General features: G+C 60.5%; 15 protein-coding genes. 11 read left to right on the top strand and 4 right to left on the bottom strand.

The window, feature by feature from the left end:
• Positions 1-111: 111 nt before the first annotated feature.
• Positions 112-1,830: a glutamate--tRNA ligase gene (locus tag ACZ5C7_RS18405; protein WP_464377724.1), complete on the top strand. Its 1,719-nt coding sequence runs from the start codon at positions 112-114 to the stop codon at positions 1,828-1,830.
• 49 nt (positions 1,831-1,879) lie between these two features.
• Here the strand turns inward: ACZ5C7_RS18405 and ACZ5C7_RS18400 are convergent, their stop codons facing one another.
• Positions 1,880-2,044 carry a hypothetical protein gene (locus tag ACZ5C7_RS18400; protein ID WP_464377723.1) on the bottom strand — a complete coding sequence of 55 codons (165 nt, stop codon included), beginning with the start codon at positions 2,042-2,044 and terminating at the stop codon, positions 1,880-1,882.
• Positions 2,045-2,091: 47 nt separating this feature from the next.
• A complete protein-coding gene (locus ACZ5C7_RS18395) occupies positions 2,092-2,577 on the bottom strand; it encodes a DUF456 domain-containing protein (protein ID WP_464377722.1) in 486 nt (161 codons plus the stop codon).
• Positions 2,578-2,684: 107 nt separating this feature from the next.
• On the opposite strand from ACZ5C7_RS18395, the gene ACZ5C7_RS18390 reads away from it, so the two are divergent.
• Entirely contained in the window at positions 2,685-3,422 is a 738-nt protein-coding gene (locus ACZ5C7_RS18390) for an SDR family NAD(P)-dependent oxidoreductase (protein ID WP_464377721.1), read from the top strand.
• Here the strand turns inward: ACZ5C7_RS18390 and tmcA are convergent.
• Positions 3,411-5,819 carry a tRNA(Met) cytidine acetyltransferase TmcA gene (tmcA, locus tag ACZ5C7_RS18385; protein WP_464377720.1) on the bottom strand — a complete coding sequence of 803 codons (2,409 nt, stop codon included), beginning with the start codon at positions 5,817-5,819 and terminating at the stop codon, positions 3,411-3,413. The two genes, ACZ5C7_RS18390 and tmcA, sit on opposite strands and share 12 nt — an antisense overlap.
• Before the next feature lie 300 nt (positions 5,820-6,119).
• On the opposite strand from tmcA, the gene rpl7ae reads away from it, so the two are divergent.
• The 8 genes from rpl7ae to ACZ5C7_RS18345 all read left to right on the top strand — a co-directional run bounded on the left by rpl7ae (position 6,120) and on the right by ACZ5C7_RS18345 (position 10,523).
• A complete protein-coding gene (gene rpl7ae, locus ACZ5C7_RS18380; RefSeq protein WP_049952968.1) occupies positions 6,120-6,482 on the top strand; it encodes a 50S ribosomal protein L7Ae in 363 nt (120 codons plus the stop codon).
• Positions 6,483-6,493: 11 nt separating this feature from the next.
• Positions 6,494-6,718, top strand: coding sequence for a 30S ribosomal protein S28e (locus ACZ5C7_RS18375; RefSeq protein ID WP_255167422.1), 225 nt, complete (start codon positions 6,494-6,496; stop codon positions 6,716-6,718).
• 2 nt (positions 6,719-6,720) lie between these two features.
• Complete coding sequence (locus tag ACZ5C7_RS18370) at positions 6,721-7,188, top strand: 50S ribosomal protein L24e (protein ID WP_464377719.1); 468 nt, start codon at positions 6,721-6,723, stop codon at positions 7,186-7,188.
• Positions 7,185-7,649, top strand: coding sequence for a nucleoside-diphosphate kinase (ndk, locus tag ACZ5C7_RS18365; protein WP_464377718.1), 465 nt, complete (start codon positions 7,185-7,187; stop codon positions 7,647-7,649). Before ACZ5C7_RS18370 ends, ndk begins: the two co-directional genes overlap by 4 nt.
• Positions 7,650-7,949: 300 nt before the next feature.
• Positions 7,950-8,312 carry a DUF7344 domain-containing protein gene (locus tag ACZ5C7_RS18360; RefSeq protein WP_464377717.1) on the top strand — a complete coding sequence of 121 codons (363 nt, stop codon included), beginning with the start codon at positions 7,950-7,952 and terminating at the stop codon, positions 8,310-8,312.
• Between the two features lie 217 nt (positions 8,313-8,529).
• Positions 8,530-9,132, top strand: a complete 603-nt coding sequence (gene sod / locus ACZ5C7_RS18355; protein WP_464377716.1) for a superoxide dismutase — start codon at positions 8,530-8,532, stop codon at positions 9,130-9,132.
• A 154-nt stretch (positions 9,133-9,286) separates the two neighbouring features.
• Positions 9,287-9,553: a DUF5827 family protein gene (locus ACZ5C7_RS18350; RefSeq protein ID WP_464377715.1), complete on the top strand. Its 267-nt coding sequence runs from the start codon at positions 9,287-9,289 to the stop codon at positions 9,551-9,553.
• Between the two features lie 133 nt (positions 9,554-9,686).
• Positions 9,687-10,523, top strand: a complete 837-nt coding sequence (locus tag ACZ5C7_RS18345; RefSeq protein ID WP_464377714.1) for an ATPase — start codon at positions 9,687-9,689, stop codon at positions 10,521-10,523.
• Positions 10,524-10,529: 6 nt separating this feature from the next.
• Here the strand turns inward: ACZ5C7_RS18345 and ACZ5C7_RS18340 are convergent, their stop codons facing one another.
• Entirely contained in the window at positions 10,530-11,114 is a 585-nt protein-coding gene (locus ACZ5C7_RS18340) for an MBL fold metallo-hydrolase (RefSeq protein ID WP_464377713.1), read from the bottom strand.
• A gap of 245 nt (positions 11,115-11,359) precedes the next feature.
• Here ACZ5C7_RS18340 and ACZ5C7_RS18335 point away from each other — a divergent pair, with 245 nt between their 5' ends.
• On the top strand, positions 11,360-12,553 hold the full coding sequence (locus tag ACZ5C7_RS18335; RefSeq protein WP_464377712.1) for a helix-turn-helix transcriptional regulator: 1,194 nt from the start codon (positions 11,360-11,362) through the stop codon (positions 12,551-12,553).
• The last annotated feature ends 52 nt before the right edge of the window (positions 12,554-12,605 follow it).

Here is a 12,605-nt window from a genome sequence, read left to right as displayed (position 1 = left end):
TTCTTCCTCGACAGTCATCGACTAGCGGCGCAGTTCGCCGAGTTCAGGAGAGCAACCGCCAACGAACCGACACCGCGACAGTTTTGGGTCGGCCGTGAATACGTCTCCCTAATGGACGACGATCTACGCGAACGCGTCGAGCGCGAAGCCGAGAAACACGCGCTACTGAACGCGGTCAAACACGAAAGCGATGCGAACGTCGGTGCGGTGATGGGACCGCTGATGGGCGAGAATCCGGCGTTCCGAGAACACGCCGATTCGATACCCGGCGTGATCGGCGGCGTCATCAACAAGGTCAACGGACTCGAGCACGACCAGCGCCGGGACCGACTCGAGACGCTGGCACCCGAGGAGTTGGCGGAAATCGAGGCCGAAGACGAGGGGGAGGATCACCCGCTCCCGGACCTGCCGAACGTCGAGGAGTACGACGAGATCCGGATGCGGTGTGCGCCGAACCCGAACGGTCCGTGGCACATGGGTCACGCACGCATGCCTGCGGTCATCGGGACCTACAAGGAGCGATACGACGGCTGGTTCTGCGTCCGCTTCGACGACACCGATCCCGAGACGAAACGACCGGATCTCGACGCCTACGATGCGATACTCGAGGACACCGAGTATCTCGGGTTCGAACCGGACGCGACGTTCAAGGCCAGCAACCGCCTCGAGATTTACTACGACCACGCCCGGAAGTTGATCGAGATGGGCGGAGCCTACACCTGCTCGTGTTCCGGCGAGGAGTTCAGCGAATTGAAGAACAACGGCAAAGCGTGTCCCCACCGGGACAAGGACACCGAAACGGTGCTCGACGAGTTCGAGGACATGATCGCGGGCGTCTACGACAGCGGCGAGATGGTCCTCCGGGTCAAAACCGACATCGAACACAAGAACCCAGCGCTTCGGGACTGGGTCGCGTTCCGGATGGTCGACACCCCACATCCCCGCGAGGAGGCCGCGGAGTTCCGGTGCTGGCCGATGCTCGATTTCCAGTCGGGGATCGACGATCACATCGTCGATATCACCCACATCATCCGCGGGATCGACCTGCAGGATTCGGCGAAACGCCAGCGTTTCGTCTACGAGTACTTCGGCTGGGAGTATCCCGAAGTACTCCACTGGGGTCACGTCAACGTCGACGAGTACGATCTGCAGATGAGCACGTCGACGATCAAGCAACTGATCGAGGACGGCGAGCTCGACGGCTGGGACGACCCCCGCGCACCGACGCTCAAGAGTCTCCGACGGCGCGGAATCCGCGGCGAGGCGATCACCGATGCGATGGTGCAGTTGGGTACCTCGACGAGCGACGTCGACCTCGCGATGAGTTCGGTGTACGCGGCAAACCGGGATCGGATCGACGAGAAGACCGACCGCCGGTTCCTCGTTCGCGACGGTAACCAGATCCCCCTCGGCGGCAGTCCGCCCGACGAGGCGAACCCGCCGCTTCACCCGAACCACGAGGATCGGGGTGTTCGCGAGATCCCGGTCGGCGACTCGGTCCTTCTCGAGCCCGAGGACCTCCCGGACCGAGAGGAACGCATCTGGCTCAAAGGACTGGGTTGTTTCCAGTACACTCGAGACACGCTCCAGTACACCGGCGAGGATATCGACGTGGTGAGAGAGGGCGACGTCGACGTCATCCACTGGGTGCCCGCCGCCGAAAGCGTCCCGGTTCGCATGCGGACCATCGACGGCGACGTCACCGGCCGCGCGGAACCGGCCGTCGGGGAACTCGAGCCCGACGAGATGGTTCAGTTCGAACGCGTCGGCTTCGCACGGATCGATCGTCACGAGGAAGACGAGACCGTGACCTACTACGCGCACCCGTAGTCGTCGGTTCGGGTCGACTTGCACTGTTTTTGCACCCGCTTTCGCCCGGTTACTCGATCAAATCATCGGCGCTGTCTGGCAGCGGGTCCGTGACGATACCGTCTTCTCTGCCGAGCACGCGCGCGTGTGGGGCGCAGACGATTCGGTTGTCATCCCAGGGAATGTGCAACACGACCGCGGCGATTTGGTCGCACTCGTCTTCTGAACAGATCATATGTGAGAGAATAACGGCCACACTTTCAGTGTTTCCCCCGAAATGGGTTAGAACAGGACCACCGCGACGGCGAATCCAAACAGAATCGACGCCGTGAGCAACACCTGTACTGCAGTCGAAGCGAGAATACCGACGGTGGCGTACGTCGCTGAGCGAGCGCTTCGATCGAGCGCACCGTTCCGCGCGAACTCGAGGACGAAGACGGTTCCGAAGAGCCCGACCAGCAGTCCGAGCGGGCCGGTGACGATCATCAACAGGATGCCGACGACGGCCGCCAGCGCGGTCGTCTTCCACGATGCACCGCCAGCACGAGCGGCGATTGCGCCGCCGAAAAACTCCGCGAGGACGGTCAGGAGGCCGAGGACGGTAAGAACGACGAGCGCGAGCGTTCCCGGTTCGGCGAAGCCGGACTGCCACCAGTAGAGATAGACGCCGACGAGCGAGAGCACTCCTCCGGGGACGAGCGGCACGACCGTTCCGACGACGCCGCCGATCAGCAACGCCACCGCGATGAGCGCGAGCGCGTCGACCATACTCGGATCGAGGTGGGAGTCGACAAAGTACTATCGCCCGTCCGAGTCTCTGAGCTCGTCCGGTCGTCCTCCCGTACCGTTATACGCTCGAGCGAGAATCAGCGGGTATGACGAAAGGAGCGATCGTGATCGGCGCGTCGTCGGGTATCGGGGAAGCGCTCGCTCGAGAACTGGCGAGCGAGGGGTACGAACTCGGATTGACGGCGCGTCGGACCGAGAAACTGAAAGCGATCGGTGCTGAGCTTCCGACGAAATCGTACGTCGCGACGATGGATGTCACGGACACCGAGGACGCCCGTGAGGGCTTTTTCGAACTCGCGGAGGCGATGGATTCGGTCGACGTGGTCGTGGTCAACGCGGGCGTCGGAGTCGTCAACCGAGACCTCGAGTGGGACCCCGAACGCGAAACCATCGAGACGAACGTCAGCGGCTTCGTCGCCCTCGCGACTGCGGCACTGGAGTACTTCGAATCGAATCCAACGCCGGAGGGAGAAGTAGACGGTCAGTTGGTCGGCGTCTCGTCGGTCGCAGCCCACCTCGGAAACGGGGCCATTCCGGCGTACAACGCCTCGAAGGCGTTCGTCTCGCGGTACCTCGAAGGGCTTCGATACGGCCAGGCGGGTCGTGATGCGGACGTGACGATCACGACGATCGAACCCGGGTACGTCGACACGAAGCTCACGATGGGCGAGTTCTGGAAGGCGTCTCCTGAGAAAGCGGCGAGTCAGATCGCGAGCGCGGTTCGACGAGAGAAGCGCCACGCCTACGTCACCCGCCGCTGGCGGCTGGTCGCGTGGGTCGTCAAGCTGTTACCCGAGTTCGTGCTTCGTCGTTTATTTGGGTGAGTGGCCCGCGTTGGATTTCGAGAACCGATCCCGAACCTCGAGTGCCGGCTCCGTCCCGTACTCCTCGAGCAGCGGAACCAGGGCGTCTCCGAGGGCGCGTCGACACTGGCCCGCCGAGTGGTACTCGAGGCGCTTGGCGATCGTTTCCCACTCCAGCCCCTGCAAGGCTCGGGAGACGAGGAGACGGTCTTCTCGCGTGGGTAGTTCGACCTGCTTCGGGTCAGCAACGGCGTGTCGAAGAACGAGTTCTCGAAACGGCCCGGGATTCACGTCGAATCGGCCCGGGCCGTAAGCGGCCCCCGCGACCACTCGCCACTCGTGATCGGACAGATCGAGTTCCGGGGTCGCGTCGACGGTTTGGAGGACGTCACGGACGACATCGGGATCGACGGCGGCGAGCGAGTCCGAGCAGATAGCTGGGAATCGCTTTGCGAACCAACGGGCGTGCCGTTTCGCGAGCGCTCGTCCGCGATCGCTCGTGGGCGACAGCATGAGCACCGAATGCTCGCCGCTCGTATCGTTTCTCGTCGCCGACAGGTGTACCGACCCGTACCCATTTTGGGCCCAGAACTCGAGGAGTCCGGGGGTCGCGCCGAAGGCGGTGCCGAGCCAGTCGACGTCGGGTTCGAACTCGTCGTGAATTCGCTCGAGGAGTTCCGATCCCAGCCCGCGCGAACGGGCGGCGTGGTGGGTCGCGATCCGGACGACGCGAACCCCCGCCGGTTGTCCGGCATCTTCGTCGCGAAACTGGCTGGTGAGAATATCCGGAAGCATGTTCCCGCGAACGCGGCTCCCTTCGTACATTTTTGAGCGCGTCTCACTCGAGAGGTTCCCCTCCCTGGCGAGCATCGCGATACTGACGACGTGGCCGTCGTGGATCAGCGCACGCGCCTTGAGGTTCGGCGCGTCCAACAGGCGGGCCAGATCGTTCGGCTCCGTTCGGTAGTGGGCGAGGACGAGCAGTCCGAACGCTTCGCGGAGCAGGGACTCGTCCGTCAGGAGGTCGGTCGGCTCGAGTCGGCGGTACTCGACCGTCGCCGGCGTTGCCTCTGCGACGAGTTGGTCGACGGGCGGACGGGCGTCGAGCCCGAGGGCGCGAAAGGACCATACCTCGATCGGATCCCCGGCGGCGTAGCGGACCGGGTCCGCCATCGAACAGTCGGTTACGTCGTGTCTGCTTTCCTCGAGTCGGTCGCGAAATCGGACGGAGAACCCTCGGCCCGCACCTTCGTAGCCGTGGATCGTCGTTGCGAAGGCCACGCGGTCGGCGTCGAGGAACCCCTCGAGCACTGAGACCGGCAGGGCGGCGGCTTCGTCCACGACGACGATGTCGGGATCGAAATCTCCGCTCGAGTGCGACCTCGAGTCAGAAGTGAGCGAGGCGTTCGCGCCCAAAATCGCCTCGGCGGCGGCGCTCGGCTCGAGGTATCGGACGCGACCGCCTGCACTCGTTCGAATCTCCCGATCGCTTCGTCTCGTCTCGGGCGTCCCGTCGCCCGCTGTTTGGTCAATCTGGCCGTCTTCGGTTCGGTCAATCCGGTCGTCCTCGACCGATTCGACGAGTTCCCGCCCGCGGTCGAACAGTTCCATCGTATTCCGAGCGTCGGGTGCGGTGACGAGCACGTCGAGTCCCTCGAGTGCAAAACAACCGGCTGCGATTCCCGCCGCGCTCGATTTGCCCCGCCCTCGATTCGCTTCGAGGACGACGGCCTGTTCGGTCTCGAAGAGCGACTCGAGCGCGGCAACCGCATCGGCCTGATCGTCGGTAAGGCAGGTCTCGTAGGCGGCCGCTGGAAACCGCGGGTTCATCGATGATTGCGTTCGGGCGCCATCTGCGTCCGTAGCGGCTCGCCCCGAGACCGCCGACCGGTTCGGCGCGGGCTCGAGGAGGCCGTCGTCTTCGATCGTGTCCGCCTCGAGGTCGAGCACGGCGATACCCCGGTGGGCGAGGAGCGTTTCGCCGAGACGGTCGACGAACCGGCCCGTCACGTCCCCGAGCGAGTACGGCGGAACTGCGAGCGATCGGGAAAATCGACCGCGGCGGTTCGACCACTCCTCCCGGTCGGGAGCGAGTAGTATCAGTAGGCCACCGCCGTTGACGGCACCAACGATCTGCCCGAGGGCGTTCGGCTGAAGATCGTCATGCGCGTCGAGAACGATAACCTCCCGCGTCGTCCCGAGGAGTTCGTCCGCGTTGACCTGCGAACGCTGTTCACAGCGAAGCCGATCTTCGGGACCGACGAGAGTGGTCTCGGTGATCCCAACCTCGAGCGCGTCGAGGATCGACTCGAGGGCCTCGTAGCCGCGCTCGCGGTTGCCGGCGAGGACGAGTGCCCGCCGCTCGTTAGTCGCGCTGGCCTCGCGGCGAAGTGCGCTCGCGAGAGAGACGGCGTTCATGGTTCTGCTGTGGCGTTCGCCGGGGTAAAAGCTCCCGACCGCGGACTCCGCGTCCCGTCCGACTCAGTGCTTGCGAGTGGCTGGCACAGCCCCGTTCGTTTGAACACGCTTTTAAGGGGGGCTACGCTACTCGAGTGTACACCCTACGCGGGGTTGATGATGCTCCTAGCCCCACAGGACTTTCGCCGGATCGACCGGCCCGGGTTGTCAGGGGATCGGATACAACCGATACTTCGACAGCGACCCAGCGCCCGGACGGCAGGGGAGCGAGAGCCCGCGCGTAGGAGAGGTGAACAACCAATGGCAGTTTACGTAACTACAGAAATTCCAGCCGACCTCGCCGACGACGCCCTTGAGGCGCTCGAGGTCGCACGAGACACAGGACGTGTAAAGAAAGGAACGAACGAAACCACCAAAGCGATCGAACGCGGCAACGCCGATCTCGTCTTCGTCGCGGAGGATGTCACCCCCGAGGAAATCGTGATGCACCTCCCCGAACTCGCAGACGAGAAAGGCATCCCCGTCGTCTTCGTCGAAACGCAGGACGACGTCGGACACGCCGCCGGTCTCGAGGTCGGCTCGGCCGCCGCGGCAATCGTCGACGCCGGCGAAGCCGGAGACGATGTCGAGGACATCGCTGGGAAGATCGAGGATCTCGACTGAGGTGACTCAAGATGAGTGCTGAAGAGGGAGAAAGCGGCTCGACGCCCGCCGAAGTTATCGAAGTCGTCGGCAAGACCGGAATGCATGGCGAGGCCATGCAGGTCAAGTGCCGAATCAAGGAGGGCGAGAACCAAGGTCGCATCATCACCCGAAATTGCCTCGGACCGGTCCGCGAAGGGGACATACTCCAACTCCGCGAGACCGCCCGCGAGGCCGACTCGATTGGAGGACAGTAACAATGGTCGAGAAACGAACCTGCGATTACACCGGCGAAGAGATCGAGCCCGGAACGGGCATCATGTACGTTCGCAACGACGGCAGCGTGCTCCACTTCGTCGACTCGAAAGCGGAGAAGAACTACAAGCTCGGTCGTGAACCGCGCGACCTCGAGTGGACCGAAGAAGGTCGACGCGGCAAGGAGCCCGCTCAGGCTGAGACTCCCGCCGAAGAGACGACCGAAACCGGCGACGAGGTCGAAGCGAGCGAGGACGAAGACCTCGTCGAAGAATCCGAACTCGAGACCGAGGACGGAGACGATTCCGAGCCAGCAGGCGACGAAGCGGTCGCCGAAGGCGAGACCGTCGAAGGTGAAGCCGAAGCGGCCGCCCAAGGGGAGCTCGAGGGCACCGCTGGCGGGAAGGAAACCGCCGAGGACGAAGCCGATTCTGACGAATCGCCCGCCGAGGAAGACGAGGACGACCAATGAGCGACCACGAACGCACGTTCGTAATGGTCAAACCGGACGCGTTCGCACGTGGTCTCGTCGGAAACGTCGTTTCCCGCCTCGAGGATCGCGGCCTCAAACTCGTCGGAATTAAGGTCATCAACATGCCCGAAGAGCGTGCAAAAGAGCACTACTCCGAGCACACGGACAAGCCGTTCTTCGATGGGCTCATCGAGTTCATCACGGCTGGTCCGGTCGTCCCGATGGTCTGGGAGGGCCAAGACGCAACCCGACAGGTCCGTCAGATGATCGGCGAGACCGATCCGCTCGAAGCTGATCCGGGAACGATCCGCGGAGACTTTGCGCTCGATCTCGGTCGAAACGTCGTCCACGCGGCTGACCACGAAGACGACGGTGCAAACGAGCGAGAGATCGGAATTCACTTCGACGAAGACGAACTGATCGAGTACGATCAGCACGACGCAGGCTGGTTGTACGAGTAATCTAGCCGTCGCCGGGACAGCTGATCGCTCGTTTTCGGTGTTTATTTTTCGAACCAGGTTCAAACAACCATCTCTATTGATAGGTCAGGTCACGACTAATATGTGCCAGAAGTTCCGAATTGGGAACCCAAAACATAGCTGTGAACTCCCTCAGTTGGGAATATCTCTCCGAATGGTTTACTATTTGAATGGTATTGTTCTTAACACATAATATTCTCGAAGAGCGTAACATCTAATGTGTCGGCTGCAATAAGGGCTAGTGGTGGTTTCGAATGGTAACGTACGGTAGGTGGTTGATGGATGGGTGAAACAGAACGTGAACCGACAGCCGTCGAAACGACGTCAGCACCATCGTTAGATCTGGTATTCGACCTACTTTCGGTCCGGCGACGGCGGTATGCGCTGTATCACCTCGCCGATCAGAACGATGGAATCGCGACGTTCGACGAACTCGTCGACAGTATTTACACGCGAGAAGATGAGAGTGGAGACGACAATCGATTACAGATTCAAACGGCCTTGCAACACGTTCATTTACCGCGACTCGAGGACGCGGGAATTTTGGAATACGATGCTCGCAGCGATACCGTTCGCTACTGGGAACAACCGACGCTCGAGGAGTGGCTCGAGCATGCACATCACAAGGAGTTCATCGACCAGTGAGTCTCCTCGGGCATCTTGTCCGTTCCGTCAACCAGAGACCTATCGTACAATCGGGACCGACATTTCCCTGAAAGCTTTAACAGAACGACCGTCGTTGATTCCCTCAGGAGTGACCACCTGTGATACTACTACCAAGCGTTTCGTGAGGTGTGGTATCGTTTCACTCCTTAAAACTTAACAGGTGAGCGACCGACAGACCAGTTAGAGGTGTGCAATTATGACTGATCACGAACTTCCACCACTTCCATACGATTACGACGCACTCGAACCGGCGATCTCCGAACAGGTCGTGACCTGGCATCACGACACCCATCATCAGGGATACGTCAACGGTCTCAACAGCGCAGAAGAAACACTCGCGGAGAACCGCGAAAACGGTGACTTCGGCTCGACGCCGGGCGCACTCGGCAACGTCACTCACAACGGCTGTGGGCACTATCTCCACACGCTGTTCTGGGAGAACATGTCCCCCGACGGCGGCGGCGAACCGTCGGGCGACCTCGCCGACCGAATCGAAGAAGACTTCGGTTCCTACGAGGGCTGGAAAGGCGAATTCGAGGCGGCTGCCGGCGCAGCGGGCGGCTGGGCGCTACTGGTGTACGATCCGGTCGCAAAACAGCTCCGTAACGTCGCCGTCGACAAACACGACCAGGGCGCACTCTGGGGCTCGCACCCGATCCTCGCACTGGACGTTTGGGAACACTCCTACTACTACGATTACGGACCAGATCGTGGAAGCTTCATCGACGGCTTCTTCGACGTCGTCAACTGGGACAGCGCTGCAGAAGAGTACGAAACCTGTCTCGACCACTTCGAGTAAGTCGCCAGTAACACCGTTTATTTTTGCGGCGCAGTTCACTTCCCCTCAGCAGTTGGTTCGTCGCCTCCAGACCGCTTCCCACTCTCGAAAAGACCTCCGTCACGTTTAGAAACAAACCATACAGTTTACCCGCGAGACTGACCTATGGCGAGGTATGCCTGTCCCAAAATCGGAGTTCGATAGCTTACCGCCCTGTGACTTTTACACGCCAACGGAACTTCTCGAGACGGATCAAATGTACACGATTTACGAAATCGCGCGTCTCCTGCAAGGACTCGACGTCGACGCGGATATCGATCGAGACACCGAGGATATTCTTCTCGATTGGGCGATTCCGTGGGTGATGACGAACGCCGAGGAACTCGTCGTCGCAGAGCCGCGAGACGAGGACGAACCGGGCTATTACGGACTGAAAGACTGATCACGTCGGCCGACAGAGTCGGGAGTACGGACTACAGTATGACCCAGCTACGACGACTCGAGTCTGCCGATCAGTGCGATTTCTCGTGTCGAATTGGTATTCAAGAGACGATAACGGGGTGTAGCCGCGACCGATGATTTTCCTCGTCGTTGGTTCGGATCACGTGGATGCAGGAAAAACAACGTTCTCGACTGGCCTCGTCGAACGAACCGGTGGGGTTGCGTACAAACCTCGAGCGGGCAACGACTACTGGTTCGATCACGACGATTGTCTCGACGCGCTCGCCGACGGTCGACTGTACGGGAAAGACGCGACAAAACTGTCCAACGCGGACGGAGCCGATAGGCCCCCCGAAGCTCTCAATTCGGTTCACAGGCTGTGGAAACCGGCCCCCGACGGTTCGACGGGCATGCTCGGACGAGACGATCGAGAGTTCGTCGTCGATCGAATCAGCCGACCCGGTGATGACGAACCGCTGTTCGTTCACAATGGGACTACCGACATTCCCGACCCCGTCGCCGAGGCGCTTCCGTTAGCCGATTCGGTAGCCGTCGAGTCGGTCGAGGAACTCAACGAAGTGATGCGGGAGAGCTATCTTCCGGCGTTCGAAACGCTGGCGGACGAAATCACGTCAACCGACCTGGCCGTCGTCGAATCTTACGGAGACATCGCTCGACCGCTCGAGTCGCTCGACGAAGACGTTATCTCGGCGGTTGCCGTCGTCGAACCCGGTCGAGTCCGGATCTATCGAGGCGCCCGGTTTTACCGTGCCTGTACAGTCGCCAGTTCGAGTCCGGGAGAGGGAACGCTCGAGAAACGCGTTCCCGACGTGATCCGATCGATCGATCCCGTCGCTCGTGTGCCCTTATCCCCGCTGCCGGAAGTGCAACGCCAGGATCCAAAAGCGGTTGCTACTGCATACGAGCGGGCCTACAACCGACTTCTCGAGACGGCCGGATATCGTCCGTAAGGGGACTCACTCCGCTTCGTCGAGGACGATACCCGCCGTGAGTTCGACGTGTTTGTACGGTCGTTCGGTGACGCTCGGACCGTGGCCCGTGTGCATGGCCTGAAGATCCTCGTCGATGCGGTCGAAAACGTCGTGGATGCTCAGCACTAACTTTCCGTGATCCCCTTCCGGCAAATCGGTCCGTCCGTAGCTTCCTTTCTGGAAGATGAGATCCCCCGCGAAAAGGATCCCAGGCTCTTGAGCGTAGAAACAGAGGTGGTCGTTTTTGTGGCCCGGGGTGTGCATCGCGACGTACTCGTGGTCACCGAGCGTCACGATCTCTTCGTCGACGATATCGTGATCGACACCGTCGATTGATGAATCGAATCCCCACGCGTCGACGTCGAAGGCGTCTTTGATCGCCTCGAGATTCCCGACGTGGTCTTTGTGGGTGTGCGTGAGGATAACGGCGTCGAGATCGTCGACGCGTGATTCGATTTCGGAGACCGCATCGAAATTTGCACCGGTATCGACCACGACCGTTCGTTCGCCCGTCACTAGGAACACGTTGCTCGTGAATGCATGGACGCCTTCGGCGAGGTTTTCGACCATACCGGGAATACGTGTTGGTCCATGTTGTGTATGTCGACATCGGTTACTTGATCTGCTCATTGAATGCTGACTCGATTAGATGGATGGACGTTCCCGACTGAGTCGGTTTTCTCGGCAAGCAGTAGCGTTTTTGAGCACGTTCCAACTGACTCGAGTTGAATTCGAAGCAGATGAATAGGATACTATGAGTGTACACAGACTGCTATTCACAAGGATTTTTAGCACTGGCACGAAGTAATAGACGAATGACTCGGTCGCCCTTGGTAGGACTCCTTGTCCTCTTTGTCGTGATAGGTACTCTGAGTGGCAGTGGTGCGCTGTTGGTAAGCAGTACGACGGCGGCCACGGCCAATCCAGAGGCCGATCACGCGGCGACCGAACAGAGCGTCGAGCCGGGTACTGATTCCGTTGGAACGAGCCAAGAATTCGATGATACTGCCTTCGAGATAACGATCCACGAGAACGGCAGCGCAACCTGGACGTTCAAGTACGAACGCGCCCTCGAAGACGACGAGCGAGAGGAGTTCGAAGAATGGGCCGAGGAGTTCGAGTCTGAAAACACCGATCTCTACGACGGGTTCCAGTACCAGGCGGAGAACCTGACCGAATCCGGCGTCGAAAGCTCCGGCCGAGAGGGAGCGGCAACGAACTTCGAGCGCGAAGCCTACGTCGACCAGGAAGGAATCAGCCAGACCGGAAACAACACAGGCGTCGTCGAAATGTCGTTCGTCTGGGAAGGGTTTGCGGCTATCGACGATGATGGAACCGTGCGAGCCGGTGACGTATTCGATGAATGGGTCCTTCTGGAGGATCAACGACTGACCGTTAGTACCGACGATGCCCTCGAGTTCCAATCAGTTCAGGAAGACGGTCGATATAACCGGGAGTCACTCGAGAATGCGAACAAGGTCACCTGGTCCGGGGAGATAGAGTTTATCCCCGGTGAACCGCGCATCGTTCTCGACAATACGGAGAAATCCAATGAAGGCGGATTCTTGAGTTCGTTCGAGACGCTCGAGAACGGAACTGTCAGTCCGCTTTTTGCTATCATTGTCATTATCGTCGTGCTGATCGGTGCCGGGACGTTCGTCCGATACCGGGATACGGCCGACGGATCGAGGGGATCGACTGTCGAGGAAGAACCACGGCCGACAGAGGCGGCTGCAAGTGTGAATAGTACGGAGCCTACAGAGGGGCTTCAGGAAACGGAACTTCTCACCGACGAGGACCGCGTCGTGAACCTTATCGAGGAAAACGGTGGTCGAATGAAACAGGTCCAGATCGTCGACGAAACCGGCTGGTCGAAATCGAAGGTAAGCATGCTCCTGTCGGAGATGGAAGACAGTGGAACTATCAGCAAACTTCGCGTCGGCCGAGAGAACATCATCAGTCTCGAGGGGCACGAGCCGGAGGCGACGAAGTCGCCGTTCGACGAATAGACAAAGCTTGACGCGTGGTACTGGACGCCACTCCTGTATCGAAACGGAATGC

The organism is Halostagnicola alkaliphila (assembly GCF_055379965.1).
Note: the sequence above shows the minus strand (reverse complement) of the source record. Positions and strands in the feature narration are given on the sequence as shown.